Origin of the sequence: Curtobacterium sp. PhB190, assembly GCF_004365385.1 — a bacterium.
Lineage (GTDB): Bacteria > Actinomycetota > Actinomycetes > Actinomycetales > Microbacteriaceae > Curtobacterium.
Map to the genome: position 1 here is coordinate 1 of NZ_SODN01000005.1, position 17,275 is coordinate 17,275.

Consider the following 17,275-nt stretch of genomic DNA (forward strand, 5'->3'; position numbering starts at 1 on the left):
ACGACTCGAGGGCATGAGCCCGGTTCAATACCGAGCTCACGCCCTCGCGGCCTAATCTGACTTCACGGTCCAACAAACCGGGACCAGTTCACAGCTGGCACCGTGCCTCCCGTCCGTTCAGGGGTCACGCCCACTGCATCCGGCGTGCGTCAGCCGCGCGGCACCAGTGCGTCGATCGCCGCGAGCTCCTCGTCGGTGAGCGGGGCACCCGCGAGCGAGTCGAGCGTGCCGTCCAGCTGACGGACGCTCGATGCCCCGACCAGCGCCGACGTGACGGCCGGCTGCCGGAGCACCCACGTGATCGCGAGCTGCGCGAGCGTCTGCCCGCGCGCCGCAGCGATGTCGTTGAGCGCCCGCGCCGTGGTCAGGTACTCGTCGTCGATGCGGTCCGCACCGAACCAGCGGCCCTCGGCCGCACGCGACCCCACCGGAACCGAACCGTCCAGGTACCGGTCCGTCAGCAGCCCACCGGCCAGCGGCGAGAACACGATCGCACCGGTGCCGAGACGCGTGAGCTCGTCGAAGAGCCCGTCCTCGGGGACCCGGTCGAACATGTTGTAGCGCGGCTGGTGGATGAGCAGGTGCATGTTCTCGGCGGCGAGCGCCTCGGCTGCCGCGGCGGTCTGCGCCGGGTCGTAGTTCGAGATGCCCGCGTAGAGCGCCTTGCCCGAACGGACCGCGGTCACGAGCGCGCTGACCGTCTCCTCGATCGGGGTCTCGGGGTCGGGACGGTGCGAGTAGAAGACGTCGACGTAGTCGAGCCCGAGGCGCCCGAGCGACTGGTCGAGCGACGCGAGCATGTACTTGCGGGAGCCCCGGTCACCGTACGGGCCCGACCACATGTCGTAGCCGGCCTTCGTCGACACCACGATCTCGTCACGGTACGGACGCAGGTCCGACTCGAGGATGCGGCCGAACTGCTCCTCGGCCGACCCGGGAGGCGGACCGTAGTTGTTCGCCAGGTCGAAGTGGGTGATCCCGCGGTCGAAGGCGTGCAACACGATGTCGCGCTGCGTGGCGAGTGCGCGGTCGGCGCCGAAGTTGTTCCACAGGCCGAGGGAGATGCGCGGCAGCATGAGGCCGCTCCTCCCCACGCGCTGGTACGGGAGCTGCTCGTAGCGGTCGGCGGCAGGCAGGTGGACGTCAGGCATCGTTGCTCGATCCGGGGTCGGGGACAGGCCATCGAGAACGCTACCGCTTCGGGTCACGCAGCCGCTTGGTCACCTGAGGGACACGTCCGGTTGGGCAGTTGTCGGGTCACACAGGACAGGATGGGACCAGCCGACCGATCGGCGGGCAGAGGAGACACCGTGGACACAGCGCCGTACTCGCAACCACTCCGGGAGTACATCGAGCAGCTCCGGACCGAGGGCTACAGCGTCGCCGACGGGCACACCGCCGACCCGGACCTCATCGACCCGCACGGCAACCCCGTCCTGACGTGGCGCGACGACTACCCGTACGACGAGCGGCTGCCGCGCGAGGAGTACGAGTACGCGAAGTACCAGCTGCAGATCGAGCTCCTGAAGTGCCAGTACTGGCTCGAGGACACCGGCCAGAAGGTCGTCGTGCTGTTCGAGGGGCGTGACGCCGCGGGGAAGGGCGGCACCATCAAGCGGTTCACGGAGCACCTGAACCCCCGCACCTCGCGCGTGGTGGCGCTCAGCAAGCCGAGCGAACGGGAACGCGGTGAGTGGTACTTCCAGCGCTACGTGCAGCACCTGCCGTCGGCCGGCGAGATGGTCCTGTTCGACCGCTCCTGGTACAACCGCGCCGGCGTCGAGCGGGTGATGGGGTTCTGCGACGACGCCGAGTACGAGTCGTTCATGACCCAGGTGCCGCAGTTCGAGCGGATGCTCGTCGACTCCGGCATCCACCTGACGAAGTTCTGGTTCTCGGTCACCCGCCGCGAGCAGCGCACCCGGTTCGCGATGCGGCAGCTCGACCCCGTGCGCCGGTGGAAGCTGTCCGACATCGACCTGCTGTCCCTCGACCGCTGGGAGGACTACACCGAGGCGAAGATGGCGATGTTCACGCGCACCGACAAGCGGTACGCGCCGTGGACCATCGTGCGGTCGAACGACAAGAAGCGCGCCCGACTCAACGCGATGCGGTACTTCCTGACGCAGTTCGACTACCCGGACAAGGCGGTTGACGTGATCGGCAAGCCGGACCCGCTCATCGTGCGGCGCGGCAAGCGGGACGTCGACATCGAGTGAGCGGACCGTCAGGAGTCGGCGCTCGGGCGTAGGGGTTCCGTCAGGGCACCTTCCCCCTTGCCCGTCCGCGCGGGAACGTGTCCGGTGTGACACTGACAGCGATCATGCCGACGCTCCGTGCGTCCCTGCCGGATCCGATGGACCCGGTCCTGTGGCCGGCCCACACCGTGGCGACCACCGACGACCTGGTGGTCGCCGCGATCTCGATGGTCCGGCTCGCCGACCTGACCGGCACCCCGAGCGTGCACACCGCGGAGCAGTCGCCGCCGCGCTACCGCCCGCGCGGCTGGACCCCTCGAGACGTCAGCGTCGCGGTCGCGTCGGTCACCCGGGTCCGACGGCCGCGCACCGGGGTGGTGCTCCTGGAACTGGACGCGGTCCTGCCGACCTGCGCCGTGCTCGACCAGGTGCGCCTGATCGGACGCCGGAGCACCGCTCCCCGCGCCACGATGTACGTCGTCACCCGATGTGACGGTCAGGCCGACGGTCCGTTCCACCGCCTCCCGGCTCCGCTGCCGGCCGATGTCCGCGATGGTGACCTGGTCTGCTTCCCCTGCCTGACGACCGTCCGGCACCGGGACGTCGTCCCCGTCCGCGCCGAGCTCCTGCCGGTGGAGCCGTGACCACGGCGACGGCCGTCCGCGACCGCCTGGTCGACGGGCCGCACCTGTGGGGCCGGTACACGATCCGGCCGGTGGGACGCACGATGTGGACCTCGCGGACACTCGTCGTGTTCCCACCCGGGACGAACACGAGCGAACGCCTGCTGCTCCGGGCATGGCACGTCTGGCCCGCGGTCGGGGCGTTCACCGCGCTCGTGGTCGTGGTCGTCGCGGTCTCGGTGCCGGCGGCGGGCATGCCCGTCGGACTCGCCCTGTACGCCGCGGGGTTCGTCGTCCTCGGCCGGGCCACCAGACGACTGCGGCCGCGGGTGCGATCGATCACCGTGACCACGTTCCTGGGCAACGGTCGGCCGGAGGTGCACGGCGACGAGCGGCTCCTCGCCGGGTCGCTCGACGCGCTCTCGATCCTGGAGCGGGCGGTGCGGGCGCGCCGGCTCGCGCCCGTCGAGTTCGAGCTGGTCTGGGCCGATGTGTGGGCCGCGCTGCCGGAGCAACCACCGCGGGCAGGGTGACCCATTGCGAGCACGGTGCCCCGCTGGCTCGGACCCGCAGGCTCAGCGCCGCCACGCCGCCCACTCGGGGTCGTGCCCGGGCCAGACCTCGACGCCGGGCTCGGCGGCCAGGTCCGCCAGCCGGTCGATCGAACGCTGCGCCTCGAGCTCGTCCCCGGCCCTCCCCACCCACCCGCACGGAGTCCGCTCGGTGAGGTTCCGCTCGAGGTCGGCGGCGTCGCACGCGAGCACCACGGTCCGATCCGGCAGGTCGACGCGGAACGACTGGTGCCCCGGCGTGTGTCCGCGGGTGTCGAGGGCGGTCAGGCCGGGTGCCAGTTCCGTGTCCCCGTCGAGCAGGAACACCCGGACGTCGGCGTCGAGCACGTCGTCGACGACGACCGTCTCCCGCCGGCCGATGCCGCTCCGCAACCAGTCCCACTCCCGTCGCTGCAGCGCGACCGGGGTGCCCGGTGGGACGAGCCGCAGGCCGCCCGTGTGGTCGAGGTGCACGTGCGAGATAGCGCAGAGCGCCAGGTCGTCCCAGGCCAGTCCCGCAGCCGCGACCCCCTCGGCGAGCGCGTCGCCCGGCGGCACGACCGCCGTGTAGCTCTCGTACTCGTAGTGCGCGGCGCGCGCCTCGGGGTCGCGCACGCGGTCGACGTTGAACCCGCCGTCGAGGAGCACCCAGCCGTGGTCGAAGACGACGGCCGCAGCGGTGACGGGTTCGAGGAGGAATCGTGCGGGATCGCCGCCCCGCAGGGAGATCGACTCGGGGATCGGTTCCCACCCGAGCACGAGCGGGACGAGCCCACGCGGACGACCGCCGAGCGCAGCTCCGGTCCGCACCGCTCCGTCGAACGTCTTCGCCATGCCTTGCACCTCCGGCTCGATTGGATACAATTTGCACCAATCCGAATCCATTGTGCCGGAGTTCCGGGAGGAAGCCATGACCGACGCGATCGACATCAACATCCCCATCTCCCCCGAGATGCTGCACTGGGGCCGGCGCCCCACCTTCGAGATGGTCGAGGAGATCGCGGACGGCTACCCGTCGGACGTGTCCCGCTGGCTGATCGGTGCGCACACGGGCACGCACGTCGACGCCCCGTCGCACTTCGTGCCCGGTGCGACGACCGTCGACGAGATCGCGCTCGAGAGCGTGGTCGGCCCGGTCCGCGTCCTCGACCTGCGACACGTCGTCGAGGAGATCACCGCCGACGACCTCGAGGAGGCGGGTGCGGCCGGCGCCGAGCGCGTGCTGTTCCGCACGCGCAACTCGACCGACGCGCTGACCCGGAACGAGCGGTCGGAGACGTGGGTCGGCCTCGGCCCGAGCGGCGCGCAGTGGCTGGTCGACCGCGGGGTCCGGTTCGCCGGCATCGACTACATGACGATGGAGGCCCCGGCGCACACCGAGGCGTGGCCGACACACGTCGCCCTGTGCGGCGCCGGCGTCGTGATCCTCGAGAACGCGGACCTGTCCGAGGTCGAGCCCGGCGACTACCTGATGGTCTGCCAGCCGGTGCCGTTCGCGGGGCGCGAGGCCGCTCCCGCTCCGACCGTCCTGCTCCCCCTCGCCGTGGCGACCCACGCATGAGCGTCCACGTGGTCCTGGTCCACGGTGCCGGCGGTTCGCCGTCCACCTGGTCGTCCGTCGCCCCGCTCCTGCGCGACCGCCGCATCCCGTACACGCTCGCCGACAACGCGATGACCTCGCTCCGCGACGACGAGGCTTCGGTCCGCGCCCTGGTCGACGGCATCGACGGCCCGGTCCTGCTCGTCGGCCACTCCTACGGCGGCGCCGTCATCACGAACGCGGGCACGCACGACCGCGTCGTCGGGCTGGTCTACGTCGCGGCCTTCGCTCCGGACGCGGGCGAGTCGGTCTCCGGGATCGTCGAGACCCGGGAACCCGCTCTCGTCTCGCAGTACATGCACCGCGGCCCGGCCGGCGAGTGGATCGCACAGGACGACGAGGAGTCGCGGCTGGCGCTCGCCTGGGACGTCCCGGAGGACGTGCTGCTCGCCGCACGTGCCGAGGGGCGGGTCACCGCCGACGCCGCGTTCCAGCAGCCCACCGGCGAGCCCGCGTGGCGGACCCGCCCGAGCTGGTACCTGGTCGCCACGAGCGACCGGCACCTGCTGCCCGCGATCCAGCGCGACTTCGTCGCCCGGATGGGTGCAGTGGTCGACGAGGTCGACACGAGCCACGCGGTCGCGCACGCCGCTCCGGACCGGGTCGTCGCCGTCATCGAGCGCGCAGTGGCCGCGCTGCGCTGACCACCGCCGGCTGCGCGGGTGGTGCCACGGTCAGGAGGCCGTGGTCACCAGTCCGTCCAGGTCCTTGACCACACGACCCGCCTGCAGGACCGCGCGCACGCTGGCAGCGCCGGCCAGCGCACCGACGTCGGCGAGCGGGTCGACGCCCGAGACGACCAGGTCACCGGCCTTGCCGGGCTCGACGGAGCCGAGCCGGGCCTCCAGACCGAGCAGCCGGGCACCCTGCAGCGTGCCGGCCGTGATCGCGTCGAGCGGCGAGAGCCCGACCTGCACGAGGCGGGCGAGCTCGGCGAGGTTCCGACCGTGCGGGTGCACACCCGCGTCGGTGCCGAGCGCGACGGGCACGCCGGCGGCGACGGCACGTCGCACGCTGTCGAGGCCGCGAGCGTGCAGTGCCGCGCGCTGTGCGAGGCGTTCCGCAGAGGCGGTGGACGGGTCGAGTTCGCGCAGGAGCGTGCTGAGGGTGGGGACGAGCACCGTGCCGCGTTCGACCATGAGCGCGATGGTGTCGTCGTGCAGGTCGTAGCCGTGTTCGATGCTGGCGGCTCCGCCGAGCACGGCGGCACGGGCCGCGGCGTCGGTGAGCGCGTGGGCGGTGACCGGGCGGCCGCCGCGTTCGCCGACCAGGTGGACGACGAGCCGCACCTGGTCCTCGGTGATGCCGACGTCGTCCGGGTCGTCGGTCGGCGAACCGACCCCACCGGACGTGGAGACCTTGATCGCGTCGGCGCCGGTGCGGAGCAGCGAGCGGACCGTCCGGACGACGTCCTCGTCGGTGTCTACGACGCCCGGCGCGGGCATGCCCGGCCGGACGGCCCAAGCCGGCAGCGACCCGTTCGGCCGGACCGGGTCGGCGTGGCCACCGGTCGGCGAGAGCATGGCGACCGCGAGGTGCAGGCGCGGACCGACGACGGTGCCCCGGGCGACGGCTTCGCGGTAGCCGGGGGTCAGCCCGTCCAGGTCCCGCGCGGTCGTGACGCCGGCGTGCAGGGTGCTCCGGAGCACCTCGGCAACCTCGAGCACGTGCTCCTCCGGGAACCGTGCCCGCTGTTCCTCGGGCGTCGTCGGCACCATGCTGAGGTGCACGTGCGCGTCGACGAAGCCGGGCAGCAGCCACCGGCCGGACAGGTCGACCGTCGGCACGTCCGCAGCCGGGGCGCGCCGTGGACCGACGTAGGTGACGTCGCCGTCACGCAGCTCCACCTCGGCGTCGGCGCGGGGCGGCGCACCCGTGCCGTCGACCAGGGTCGCGCCGACCAGTCGGAGCACGCCGTCGGCGTGCGGGGTCGTCGGGAGTCGTGCCGCCACAGCGGGCCTTCCGGGTCGGTCAGCCGGCCAGGCTGAAACGGGCGGAACCGGGGTCCGCGTCGAGGAGACGACGCGTGTACCAGTGCTGCGGATCGGCGTAGATCTGCTCGACCGGACCGGCCTCGACGACCTCACCCTGGTACAGCACGACGACCTCGTCGCTCACACGCTGCACGACCGCCAGGTTGTGCGAGATGAACATCATCGTCAGGCCGAGGGACTCCTTGATGTCGGCGAGCAGCTCCAGGATCTGCGCCTGCACCGAGACGTCGAGCGCCGAGGTGATCTCGTCGGCGATGACCAGGTGCGGGTCGATGACGAGGCCGCGGGCGATGGCGATGCGCTGCCGTTGCCCGCCGGAGAACTCGTGCGGGTAGCGGTGCATCATGTCCCGTGACAGCCCGACCCGCTCGAGCCAGCCGCCGATGCGGTCCTCGTGGGTGGCGACCCGGGGGCGGACGGGGTCGATCGCCTCGGCCAGGGTCTGCGCGACGGTCCGTCGCGGCGAGAGCGACGAGTACGGGTCCTGCGGGATCATCTGGATCCGACGGCGGTACCCGCGCAGGGTCGACCGGTCGGCCGCGGTCAGGTCGACGCCGTCCACCGCGGCGCTGCCCGAGGCGGGCTTCACGGTGCCGACCAGGACCTTGGCGAGGGTGGACTTGCCCGAGCCGGACTCGCCGACGACGCCGACGGTGCGACCTCGCTCGAGGCGGAGGTCGACGCCGTGCAGGACGGTCGTCGAGCCGAACGCGACGTCGAGGGCGCGGACGTCGATCATGGGGGCCGTGCCGGTGTCGGTTGCGCGGCGTTCGCGCGTCGTCGTGGTGTCGGTCATGCGTGTGCCTCCGCCTGCTCGGTGCGCGCGGACTCCGTGGGCACGGTGGACTCTCTGCGCACCGTCACGACCGGGGTGGCCGCGAGGAGCTGCTTCGTGTACGGGTGGTCGACGGTGTCCGGAGAGAGCCCCGCGACGTCGTCGATGCGCTCGACGATCTCGCCGTTCCGCATCACCAGGACCCGGTCGCACAGGGCCCGGACGACCCCCAGGTCGTGGGAGATGAACAGCACGGCGGTGCCGGAGTCCTCGTTCATCCGCTTCAGCACGGTCAGGACCTCGCGCTGGACGGTGACGTCGAGGGCGGTGGTCGGCTCGTCCGCGATGAGCAGGTCGGGCTTCGTGCTCATCGCCGACGCGATCATCGCGCGCTGCTTCATCCCGCCGGACAACTGGTGCGGGTACTGGCGCAGTCGGCCCTCGGGATCGGTGAGCATCACGGCGCGGAAGCCCTGCGTCAGGAGCCGGATCGCGTCACGTCGGCTGTGCCGCAGCCGCATCCGCAGCACGTCGGACAACTGGATGCCGAGCACCATGGCGGGGTTCAGCGCCGTGCCCGGGTCCTGGTAGACGAGCCCGATGCGGGACGCCAGCACCCGGTCCGGCACGCGGCCGAGCAGGTCGACACCGCCGAGTTCGAGCCGTCGCGCGGAGCCCTCGAGCCCCTCACCCAGCAGCTTGGCGACGAGCGAGGCCGTCAGCGACTTGCCCGAACCGGACTCGCCGACGATCCCGAGCACCTCACCCCGCCGGATGGTGAACGAGACGTCCTTGACCAGGGCGCGTCCGCTGGCAGCGTGCTGCACCGAGATGCCGTCCGCGACGAGCACGGCGTCGTCCTCGACCGCGAGCGACGACGCTCCGGTCGCCCTGGTGGTCCGGGCCCGTGTGGTGTTCGACCGCGGGTTCGCGGCCGCAGCGAGCCCGTCGCCGACGAGCAGGGCGGCGAGCGATGCGAAGGTCAGTGCGACCGCGGGGCCGACGATGACGACGGGGTTCACCACGATGCGGTCCAGGCCGTCGTTGAGCAGGGTGCCCCAGTCGAACGCGGGGGTCTGGGCGCCGAGGCCGATGAACGACAGGCCGGAGATCTCGACGAGGGCGCCGGAGAACGCGCCGGCGATCAGGATCAGCGTCGGCTCGGCCATGTTCGGCAGGACGTGCCGCATCGCGACGCGGTGCGCCGGGACCCCCATCAGGCGTGCCGTCGTGACGTACTCACTGGTCGAGATCCTGGCCGCCAGGTTCGCGGTCAGACGGGCGAACCCGGCGATGTTCGCGACCGCGATGGCGACGACGACCTGCACCATGCCCTGACCGAGGATCGCGGCGACGATGATCGCGACGAGCATCGTCGGGTAGCTGACCGCGAACTCGATCGCCCGCAGGCCGAGTTCGCGCACCCGTCGTGGTGCCAACCAGACACCGATGCCGAGCGCGATGCCGACCACCGCGGACAGTGCCGTGGCCGCGAGCGCCATCAGGACCGTTGCCCGGGTGGCGACCAGGGTGCGCGCGAGCATGTCGCGCCCGAGCGTGTCGGTGCCGAGCGGGTGCTCAGCGGTGGACCCCAGCCCGGAGGTTCCGCCGATGCCCGTGGCCTGGGCGCCGAACACGAACGGGGCGACGACCGCCACGATCAGGATCAGCCCGAACATCGCGAGTCCGACGATCAGCCCGCCGTTCCAGGCGAAGGTCCGAGGGCGCGAGGCCGGGTCGGTGGTGGCGGCCCGGACGGCGGTGATGGTGTCAGCCACGCTTCTCCCCGAGGGTGCGCGGGTCGATGAGACCCAGGATGATGTCGATGACGAGCGTGATCACGAGCGAGATGAGCCCGATCACGAAGACCGCGGCGCGGATCACCGGGTAGTCCTTGTCCACCGCGATCGCCTGCACGATGACGCCGCCCAGGCCCGGCCACGCGAAGACCGCCTCGGTGATGAGCGCCGAGCCGAGCAGGGCCGTCAGGATGATCCCGGACAACGTCAGTGCGGTGGTGAGCAGGTTCGGCAGCATGTGCTTCGCGTAGATCGACAGCGCCGGCAGCCGCCACCCGCGGGCGGTGCGCATGTAGTCCTGCTCGAGGATCACGGCGGTCTCGCGGCGGACGATGCGGGCGACCGAGCACGTGCCGCCGACGGTGAGCGAGGCGATCGGCAGGACCGCGGCCGCGCCGAAGTCGTACGCCGGTGAGTACGCGGGCGGCAGCACGTGCAGGAGGACCGCGAAGACGACGACGAACCCGGTGGCGAGCACGTACGTCGGGATCGACGAGATCAGGCCGGTGACCGCCGAGAACGAGACGTCGAGCCAGCGGTGCCGGTCGCCGCGGGTGAGGACACCGACGGTCATGCCGAGTGCGAGTCCGAGGACGAGCAGCAGGAGGACCGCGGCGATCGTGATGGTCAGCGTGTACGGCACGGCCGTCATGACGATGTCCATCGCCGGCGCGCGGTACTTGTACGAGTCACCGAAGTCGCCCTGCACGACGCCGGCGACGTAGTGCCAGAGCTGGACGGAGATCGGCTGGTCGAGGCCGAGCTGGTGCCGGACGAGCTCGACCTGCGCGAGCGTCGCGGTGTCACCCGCGATGGCGGTGGCCGGGTCGCCGGGGATGAGCTGGACGATCAGGAACGTCACGAGGACGAGCAACGCCAGGTTGATGACGAGGCCGACGGCGCGGCGGAGCAGGAAGCGGCGCCAGGCACCGCCGAGGCTCGCGGCCCGGGGTGCTGCGGCGGTCGGGGCACCCGGGGTGCCCGGTGACCCGGGGGTGCCCGGACCGGGCACGGGGAGATGGTCGACGGTGGTGGTGCTCATCGCGGGTCCTCCTGGTGCTCCGGTCCGGGCTGGGGTGGTGCTGTGGTGCACGTTGCGTGTTGCGTGTTGCGTGTTGCTTGTTCGGTCAGGCGATCAGGACACGATCCGCATCGCGGAGACGTCCCAGTAGCCCGAGAACACGTGGGTCTCGAAGCCCTTGCGAGCGACGTACCGGTGCGTGTCCGTGATGAGCGGAGTCATGTCGACGCGCTCGAGGATCGACTTCTGCGCCGTGGCGAAGTCCTCGCACTGCTGGTCGGCGTCCGACGTGGCCATCGCCGCCTGGTAGGCCGCGAGTCCCTCGGGGTTGTCGCTCGAGGACACGTTCGTGCCGCCCTCGGCGTACGTCGGACCGACGTAGCGCGCGATCGAGGTGTTGATCAGGCCGGTCTGCGCGTCCTCGGCCGCCACGGCGACGTCCCACGTCTTGGGCTCGGTGCGCATCTGCTTCGTCCAGTCGGCGGGGTCCGGCGCCGAGACCTTCACGGTCGCGCCGGCGTTCCGGAGCGACTCAGCCAGGAAGTCGGCGGCGGGGTCCCAGTTCGACATGATGAGCAGGCGGATCGTCTTGCCCGCGAGCTCCTTCGTCGCGGCCTTCGCGTCGTAGGACTGCACGAGGGACGAGTCGTCCACCGCGCAGCGGTAGCTCGCCGCGTTCACCGTGTCCTGCGTGACCCCGAGTCCATCGAGACCGGCGTTGTTGAACCCCTTCGTGTCGATCGCCTGGGCGACCGCGGCGCGGAGCGGCTGGTCGTCGGCGAACACCGAGCCGGAGCCCTCTGCCTCGTTGAACACGAGGTTGTAGGCCGAGCTGGCGAACTTCACGGTGGAGTAGTCGTCGCCGCTGAAGCGCTCGGCGTTCGAGTCGTAGAAGCGTGCGACGTCGACACCGCCGGACTGCAGCAGGTTGGCGCTCGTGTTCGAGTCGCCCTGCACGGTCAGGTTGATCGTCTTGGCCGGCTCACCGGTGACGGTCTTCCACGCCGGCCAGGCGTCGTAGTCGGACCGCAGGGCGTAGGAGACGCTCTTGCCGGCGGACGACTTCGCGAGCGTGTACGGGCCGGACCAGGCGCCGTCGACGGTGCCGGCCGCGAGGCCCTTCGTGTCGGCGAGACCGGCCGGGCAGATGATGCCGGTACCGGGGCGGGTCAGGCCACCGAGCAGCTGCGAGTACGGCTCGCTGAGCGAGATCGTCAGGGTGCCGGCGGAGTCGTCGGCGGTGAACTTCGGGTCGCCGGAGCCGAAGGCCTGGTTCTTCCAGGTCTGCGCACCCGAGTCGTCGAGGCCGACCAGGTACTCGAAGGACTTCTCGACGACCGTCGGCGTGATCTCGGTGCCGTCGGAGCACGTGGCGCCGTCGCGGATCGTGAACTCGTACTTCGACGCCGACTCGGCGTCCCACTTCGTCGCGAGTCCGCCGATGTAGCCGCCGTCGTCGCCCTCGCCCTGCCGGAGCAGGGTGTCGAAGCCGAGTCGTGCGACCTCGACGTCGGAGCTGGCCGACGCCTTCGCCGGGTCGAAGGTCGCCGGGGCGTACCAGAGCTCGGCGTTGATCGTGTCGGTGCTCGACGAGCTGTCGCCGCCGTCGGCGGAGCCGGACGCGGTGCACGCGCTCAGGGAGAGTCCGACGGCGGTCGCCAACGCGACGCCGACGAGGATGCGCTTCCTCACCATGGTGCTGTCCTCCAGTGGGATTCGGGGTGATGCCAGGGAGTCAGTCCCAGGGGCGGGTCCAACTTGGATCCAATCTAGAACAATCCGCATCCAACTGTGTTTCGAGTGGATTACATCTCGATGGATGGAGCGGAGGTGTGGAAGACCGTCTCGCCGCCGACCTCGGTGCGCAGGACCCGTGCCGCGGCGAACTCGTCGACCGTGCACGCGGCCGGGTCCACGTCGAGCAGCACCCAGTCCGCCAGGGCGCCGTCGCGCAGCACGCCGCGGCGATCCTCGGCGAAGGACGCGTGTGCGGCACCGCGCGTGTAGGCCTCGACAGCCTCGAGCACCGAGATCGCCTGCGCCGGGCCGATCGGCTCGTCGAGGCCGCGCATCCGACGGGCTGCGGCGACGGGGACCACCTCGCGCGGATCGAAGGGGAAGTACGGCGCGTCCGAGCCCATGGCGACCGTGGCGCCGGCGTCGGCCCAGGTCCGCATCGGGTTGACCTCGTCGACACGACTGCCGAGTCGGCGCTGCAGCCCGGCGGCGTTCTTCCAGGCGATCGAGGGCTGCAGCGACGCTACGACCCCGAGGCGTGCCGCACGGTCCGCGCTCGCGATGCTCGGTTCGAGGTACGCGTGGATGAGCTGGCAGCGGAGCCCAGCGACCGATCGCCCCGTGTCCCGTTCCGCCGCCTCGAAGCCGTCGAGTACCTCGGCGACCGCACGGCTGCCGACCGCGTGGACGCCGAGCCCCCACCCCCGGGCCACGCACGACGACGCCAGGCGGGCGAAGTCCGTCGCCGAGATCCGCTGCACGCCGTGGTCGTCGCCGGTCCAGGGCTGTTCGAGCAGCGCCTGCCCCTTCATGCCCTCGCCGTCGTAGTAGACCTTGATCGGGCCGAGCCGGAGGCGGTCGTCGCCGTCACCGGTCACGCCGTCGATCGAGTCGAGCACCGCCAGGGCAGCGTCGACGTCGGGGACCGCTGGGGTGCCGAGCTCGGGGTAGGGCATCGCGACCACGCGCAGGGTCAGGAGTCCCTGCCGGTGCGCCTCCCGGTACCCCTCGAGCTCGGGCATCGTGACGGCCGGGTCGACGACGCCGGTGAACCCCATCGCGTGCAGCAGGGGCTGGATGCGGCGGATTGCGGCGAGCCGGTCGTCGAGCGTCGGCGGTGCGTCACCGATCCAGTCCGGGGCGTCCGGGTCCGCATCGCCGTCGGCGAGCATCGCGGCCGAGAACGTCGAGGCGTCGGCGTCGCCGTCCACGAGCTGCAGCGCTTTGAGTCCGGCACGCTGCGCGTGCGCATGGGCGTCGGTGAACCCCGGCAGGACGGCGCCCTCGACGTGATCCTCGACCGTGCCCTCCGGAGCTGCTGCCCGGACGTCGTCGAGCGTCCCGATCGCCGCGATCCGGTCCCCGACGACGAGCAGGGCGTCGGCCGTAGGCTGCGCCGGGTCCATCGTCCGGATGTGCCCGACGACGATCCGCGCGGGCGTGCCGACCGACTCAGACACCGGCCGGCTCCCGCTCGTCGAGCCAGGTGCGCACGTCCGCCGCGGTCACCAGGGCGTCTCGCTGCAGGTACCCGATCGCCTCGAGCGCCGCGTCGTGTGCGCGTTCGCTGGACCCGGCGACGCAGTCGGTCAGGACCCGGACGGCGTAGTCGTGCTGGTGGGCGTCGACCGCCGTGTAGTGGATGCAGACGTCGGTGAGTCCGCCGACGAGCAGGACGGTGCCGGCCTTGTACGCCTTGAGCACGATCTCGAGTTCGGTGCCGAAGAACGCCGAGTAGCGCCGCTTGCGGATGACGAACTCCTCGGGCCGAGGGTCGATCCACGAGGCGAGCTCGGTCTGCTCCTCGCCCTCGATGCAGTGCGGGCCCTCGGCGCCGTCGAGCTCACGGCCGATGTCGACGAGGTCCGGCTTGTGGACCTCCTGGATGAAGACGACCGGGACGCCCGATGCACGGCAGTGCTCGATGAGGTCGCGGACGCGCGGGGCGCGTTCGGCGCGGCCGCCCATCACGGGGATGCCGGGCGTGGGCAGCGTCGAGGCTGCTCCGCCCTGGATGTCGACGACGATCAGGACGGGGTTGCCGGAGACGGCGAGCATGCTGGTGGTTCCTTCCGGGACGGATCGTGCACTCGGGTGGGGACCGGTGCGCGCCGTCGCCGTCATTCTGTGACGGGATCCGACACCGCACGGGTCCGGGGTGTTTCGGCGGCGTTAAACCTCAGGTGTCGCCGAACCGAAAGTCGACGAAGCGGACGGCGACGCCACCGCGCCCGCCGCAGCCCGCGCGCTCCGCCGCCGCCGGAACGGCAGCAGCTCGGCGACCCCGACGGGCCCGAAGCCGTCTCCGACCGCGACCCACACCCGGGCGTCGGGGGCGTGGTCGGCGAGGAGCTCGGCGCAGACCCCGCACGGCTCGATCAGGTGCATCGTCCCGCCCGGCCGGCGGAGCACCCCGACGATCGACACCACCGGCGACCCGGCGACGACGGCCGCACTCAGCGCAGCCGACTCGGCACACACGGACGCCCGACCGGCCGATGCCTCGACGTGCAGCCCGGTGACCACGCTCCCGTCGGCGAGCCGGAGCGCTGCGGCGACCTCGTGCACGCCCGCGCGGTACCGCCGGTCGAGCACGTCCGTCGCGATCCGGAGCAGCTCCTGGTCCGCGGCGTCCATGCCGGACGGCGGGCCGGCGAGCACCGGACGGTCACTGCCGCCGGACGGAGCCCCGCCCGTCGAGTCGCTCACGACCAGCCCAGGATCCGCGCCATGTTGCCGCCCTCGACCAGGGCCCGGTCGGCCTCGTCCGGGATCGCCTTGGCGATCTTCATGCGCTCGAGGTCGAAGTCACTGCCCGGCCACTCCGATCCGAGCAGGATCTTCTCCGCGCCGAGGCGCGCGTACGCCCGCTTGACGTCGGACATCAGGGTGGCCGAGGTCTCGAGGTAGACGTGCGGGTTCCGCTCGGCGACGATGATCGCCTCGGGCACGTTCCACACCGCACCCATGTGGGCGATGATCGTCGGCACCGTCGGGAAGTTCCTCGCGATCTCCTCGATGGAGAACGGTGCACAGAACGCGTCGTCGAGTGCGTTGATCAGCACGGGCAGGCCGAGCTCGGCGCAGACCTCGAACAGCGGGTCGAGCAGGCCGTGGTCGGCGACGTGGTACCCGTGCAGGCTGGGGTGCAGCTTCAGGCCGACCAGCCCGCCCTCGGCGAAGCGACGGATCTCGTCGGTCGCGTTCTCCCACTGCGGCATGACCTGGCCGAAGCCGAACAGCCGGTCCGGGTGCGCGGCGACCAGGTCCATGAGGAAGTCGTTCTCGATCCCCTGCGCGAGCGAGCAGACCATGGCGCGGTCGACCCCCGCGGCGTCCATGCGGTCGAGGATCCGGTTCGCGTCGAACGGCGTGTACGCCGGCGGCTCCTCGCCCGGGCGCACCCCGCTCAGGTAGTCACTGCGGCCGCGGCGGTCCTGCGTGGTGTTGTAGGCGTCGATGATCATCGTGGGCGTCTCCTCGTCGGCGGCTCGTGGGGCGGAACTCCCGCACATGTGATCCGATACTGCCAGAATTGGATCCAATTTGGTAGCACTGGGGTGCGAGACACCCAGCCTGGAGGCGCGACGCACCCCCGCCGCGCCGGCTCAGTGCACGACGACCATCGCGCCCATGGCCAGCACGCTCACCAGCGACGCCGCCCGGCGCACGGACTCGACCCGCGGCACCCGGCCACCGACGACGTTCCACAGCACCACACCGGCGTGCACCGCGACCGCCACCCCGACCGGCAGCAGCACTGCACCGTGGGAGTGCCCCGCGCCGGCACCAGCACCGGCATGGCCACCTGCGAGCAGCACGAACACCGCGCCGAGGAGCATCCCGAGCGCGTGCAGGTGGTCACCACCGGGGCGACTCCGGCGACGCCACCGGTCCACCGCAGCCGTGCCCATCGCGCATCCACCGAGCAGGAGTGCCCAGAACGGCGCCGGCACCATGTGGAGCGCCGACACGTGGACGTCGAGCATCGCGACGAGCATCACCGCCTCGGCGACGAGTGCGACCGGCCCGACACGTCGCCCGCCAGCGATGCCGAGCCCGAGCGCACCGACGGCTGCGACGAGCATGACGACGAGCAACACGGACATGATTGGATCCAATCACGAGCGAGTCGGATACGGCAACGGGATCCAACACCTGGCAGGATTGGATCCGCAGCGGGGGTTCGCTGTGACGACGTACCGAGGGAGACCACGACGTGACCACCAGCGACGGCAACGCACTCGTCGACGACCTCGCCGCCCGGATCCGCGCGAAGATCATGTCCGGCGAGATCCCCATCGGCGCACCGCTCCGTCAGGCCGACCTCGCGGCGCAGTTCGGCATCAGCCGCACCCCGGTCCGCGAAGCGCTCCGGCAGCTGCAGACCGGCGGCCTCATCGAGGTCGTGCCGAACCGTGGCGCGGTGGTCCGGGTGCCGGTGCCGTGGGAGGTCCGCGAGGCGTACGAGGTCCGCGCCGAGCTCGAGTCGCTCGCAGCCCGTCGCGCCGTGGACCGGCTCGACGACGCCACCATCGCGCAGCTCCGTTCGGTGAACCAGGCGATGTACGAGCGCTCTCTGGCCGCAGCCGAGGGCGAGCAGCCGAAGCAGCGCGAGGGCAGCGACAACGACCAGTTCCACGGGCTGATCTACCAGGCCTCCGGCAACACCCGGCTGACCCGGATGCTCGTCGAGATCAACGACGCCTTCCCGCGCAACGTCTCGGCCCTGGTGCTCCGCGAGAACTCCCGGCACCGCGAGGAGAACTTCCGCGAGCACGAGGAGCTCATCGAGGCGTTCGTCGCCGGGGATCGCGAGCGCGCCGCCGAGCTCATGCGCGACCACGTCCTGCGCGCCGGCGAACACCTGGCGCACTGGTACGAGCGCCGCTCGTCCACCGTCTTCACCGGCTGACCCGGCGCGACCAGCGGAAGCGGCGCGAGAGACCGGACCGCGCGGCCCTGCACCGACGGGGC

The 17,275-nt window shown here is 71.6% G+C and carries 18 protein-coding genes; 6 read left to right on the plus strand and 12 right to left on the minus strand.

Annotated elements, in window-relative coordinates:
• Window positions 1-149 precede the first annotated feature (149 nt).
• Window positions 150-1,151, minus strand: coding sequence for an aldo/keto reductase (locus EDF47_RS09075; protein WP_133938754.1), 1,002 nt, complete (start codon window positions 1,149-1,151; stop codon window positions 150-152).
• A gap of 120 nt (window positions 1,152-1,271) precedes the next feature.
• On the opposite strand from EDF47_RS09075, the gene ppk2 reads away from it, so the two are divergent.
• The 3 genes from ppk2 (at window position 1,272) to EDF47_RS09090 (ending at window position 3,354) form a co-directional block, all read left to right on the plus strand.
• On the plus strand, window positions 1,272-2,219 hold the full coding sequence (ppk2, locus tag EDF47_RS09080; RefSeq protein WP_131880988.1) for a polyphosphate kinase 2: 948 nt from the start codon (window positions 1,272-1,274) through the stop codon (window positions 2,217-2,219).
• Window positions 2,220-2,305: 86 nt separating this feature from the next.
• Window positions 2,306-2,842, plus strand: coding sequence for a hypothetical protein (locus EDF47_RS09085; RefSeq protein WP_133938752.1), 537 nt, complete (start codon window positions 2,306-2,308; stop codon window positions 2,840-2,842).
• Window positions 2,839-3,354 carry a DUF6611 family protein gene (locus EDF47_RS09090; protein ID WP_133938750.1) on the plus strand — a complete coding sequence of 172 codons (516 nt, stop codon included), beginning with the start codon at window positions 2,839-2,841 and terminating at the stop codon, window positions 3,352-3,354. The genes EDF47_RS09085 and EDF47_RS09090 overlap by 4 nt, the downstream gene beginning before the upstream one ends.
• A 42-nt stretch (window positions 3,355-3,396) precedes the next feature.
• On the opposite strand, the gene EDF47_RS09095 is transcribed toward EDF47_RS09090, so the two are convergent.
• Complete coding sequence (locus EDF47_RS09095) at window positions 3,397-4,206, minus strand: N-acyl homoserine lactonase family protein (protein WP_166673212.1); 810 nt, start codon at window positions 4,204-4,206, stop codon at window positions 3,397-3,399.
• A 76-nt stretch (window positions 4,207-4,282) separates the two neighbouring features.
• Between EDF47_RS09095 and EDF47_RS09100 the strand changes: the two genes are divergently transcribed.
• A complete protein-coding gene (locus EDF47_RS09100) occupies window positions 4,283-4,933 on the plus strand; it encodes a cyclase family protein (RefSeq protein ID WP_131844886.1) in 651 nt (216 codons plus the stop codon).
• The gene (locus EDF47_RS09105; RefSeq protein ID WP_133938746.1) at window positions 4,930-5,616 is read left to right on the plus strand and encodes an alpha/beta hydrolase; all 687 of its coding nucleotides are present in this window, start codon (window positions 4,930-4,932) and stop codon (window positions 5,614-5,616) included. The genes EDF47_RS09100 and EDF47_RS09105 overlap by 4 nt, the downstream gene beginning before the upstream one ends.
• Window positions 5,617-5,646: 30 nt before the next feature.
• Here the strand turns inward: EDF47_RS09105 and EDF47_RS09110 are convergent, their stop codons facing one another.
• From EDF47_RS09110 to EDF47_RS09155, 10 genes are all read right to left on the minus strand, one after another.
• Entirely contained in the window at window positions 5,647-6,924 is a 1,278-nt protein-coding gene (locus EDF47_RS09110) for an amidohydrolase family protein (RefSeq protein WP_133938744.1), read from the minus strand.
• Between the two features lie 19 nt (window positions 6,925-6,943).
• Entirely contained in the window at window positions 6,944-7,762 is an 819-nt protein-coding gene (locus EDF47_RS09115; protein WP_111086467.1) for an ABC transporter ATP-binding protein, read from the minus strand.
• The gene (locus EDF47_RS09120; protein ID WP_243834037.1) at window positions 7,759-9,519 is read right to left on the minus strand and encodes a dipeptide/oligopeptide/nickel ABC transporter permease/ATP-binding protein; all 1,761 of its coding nucleotides are present in this window, start codon (window positions 9,517-9,519) and stop codon (window positions 7,759-7,761) included. Before EDF47_RS09120 ends, EDF47_RS09115 begins: the two co-directional genes overlap by 4 nt.
• Window positions 9,512-10,582: an ABC transporter permease gene (locus EDF47_RS09125; protein ID WP_133938742.1), complete on the minus strand. Its 1,071-nt coding sequence runs from the start codon at window positions 10,580-10,582 to the stop codon at window positions 9,512-9,514. Before EDF47_RS09125 ends, EDF47_RS09120 begins: the two co-directional genes overlap by 8 nt.
• A 93-nt stretch (window positions 10,583-10,675) precedes the next feature.
• The gene (locus EDF47_RS09130; protein ID WP_166673213.1) at window positions 10,676-12,256 is read right to left on the minus strand and encodes an ABC transporter substrate-binding protein; all 1,581 of its coding nucleotides are present in this window, start codon (window positions 12,254-12,256) and stop codon (window positions 10,676-10,678) included.
• Between the two features lie 110 nt (window positions 12,257-12,366).
• Window positions 12,367-13,758, minus strand: coding sequence for an amidohydrolase family protein (locus EDF47_RS09135; protein WP_133938738.1), 1,392 nt, complete (start codon window positions 13,756-13,758; stop codon window positions 12,367-12,369).
• Complete coding sequence (locus tag EDF47_RS09140; RefSeq protein ID WP_133938736.1) at window positions 13,751-14,356, minus strand: isochorismatase family cysteine hydrolase; 606 nt, start codon at window positions 14,354-14,356, stop codon at window positions 13,751-13,753. The genes EDF47_RS09135 and EDF47_RS09140 overlap by 8 nt, the downstream gene beginning before the upstream one ends.
• A 114-nt stretch (window positions 14,357-14,470) precedes the next feature.
• A complete protein-coding gene (locus EDF47_RS09145; protein WP_208320997.1) occupies window positions 14,471-15,007 on the minus strand; it encodes a hypothetical protein in 537 nt (178 codons plus the stop codon).
• Window positions 15,004-15,765: an amidohydrolase family protein gene (locus tag EDF47_RS09150; RefSeq protein WP_133938734.1), complete on the minus strand. Its 762-nt coding sequence runs from the start codon at window positions 15,763-15,765 to the stop codon at window positions 15,004-15,006. Before EDF47_RS09150 ends, EDF47_RS09145 begins: the two co-directional genes overlap by 4 nt.
• Before the next feature lie 141 nt (window positions 15,766-15,906).
• Window positions 15,907-16,407, minus strand: a complete 501-nt coding sequence (locus tag EDF47_RS09155; protein WP_131880965.1) for a hypothetical protein — start codon at window positions 16,405-16,407, stop codon at window positions 15,907-15,909.
• Window positions 16,408-16,517: 110 nt separating this feature from the next.
• Here EDF47_RS09155 and EDF47_RS09160 point away from each other — a divergent pair, with 110 nt between their 5' ends.
• Window positions 16,518-17,213 carry a GntR family transcriptional regulator gene (locus EDF47_RS09160; protein WP_200849186.1) on the plus strand — a complete coding sequence of 232 codons (696 nt, stop codon included), beginning with the start codon at window positions 16,518-16,520 and terminating at the stop codon, window positions 17,211-17,213.
• Window positions 17,214-17,275 lie beyond the last annotated feature (62 nt).

Bases quoted from the DNA above. Each gene is read 5' to 3' on its own strand.
- EDF47_RS09115 (WP_111086467.1), bottom strand. From the start codon at position 7,762: ATGACCGACACCACGACGACGCGCGAACGCCGCGCAACCGACACCGGC.
- EDF47_RS09155 (WP_131880965.1), bottom strand. From the start codon at position 16,407: ATGTCCGTGTTGCTCGTCGTCATGCTCGTCGCAGCCGTCGGTGCGCTC.
- EDF47_RS09150 (WP_133938734.1), bottom strand. From the start codon at position 15,765: ATGATCATCGACGCCTACAACACCACGCAGGACCGCCGCGGCCGCAGT.
- EDF47_RS09100 (WP_131844886.1), top strand. From the start codon at position 4,283: ATGACCGACGCGATCGACATCAACATCCCCATCTCCCCCGAGATGCTG.
- EDF47_RS09125 (WP_133938742.1), bottom strand. From the start codon at position 10,582: ATGAGCACCACCACCGTCGACCATCTCCCCGTGCCCGGTCCGGGCACC.
- EDF47_RS09095 (WP_166673212.1), bottom strand. From the start codon at position 4,206: ATGGCGAAGACGTTCGACGGAGCGGTGCGGACCGGAGCTGCGCTCGGC.
- EDF47_RS09075 (WP_133938754.1), bottom strand. From the start codon at position 1,151: ATGCCTGACGTCCACCTGCCTGCCGCCGACCGCTACGAGCAGCTCCCG.
- EDF47_RS09105 (WP_133938746.1), top strand. From the start codon at position 4,930: ATGAGCGTCCACGTGGTCCTGGTCCACGGTGCCGGCGGTTCGCCGTCC.
- EDF47_RS09130 (WP_166673213.1), bottom strand. From the start codon at position 12,256: ATGGTGAGGAAGCGCATCCTCGTCGGCGTCGCGTTGGCGACCGCCGTC.
- ppk2 (WP_131880988.1), top strand. From the start codon at position 1,272: ATGGGACCAGCCGACCGATCGGCGGGCAGAGGAGACACCGTGGACACA.
- EDF47_RS09140 (WP_133938736.1), bottom strand. From the start codon at position 14,356: ATGCTCGCCGTCTCCGGCAACCCCGTCCTGATCGTCGTCGACATCCAG.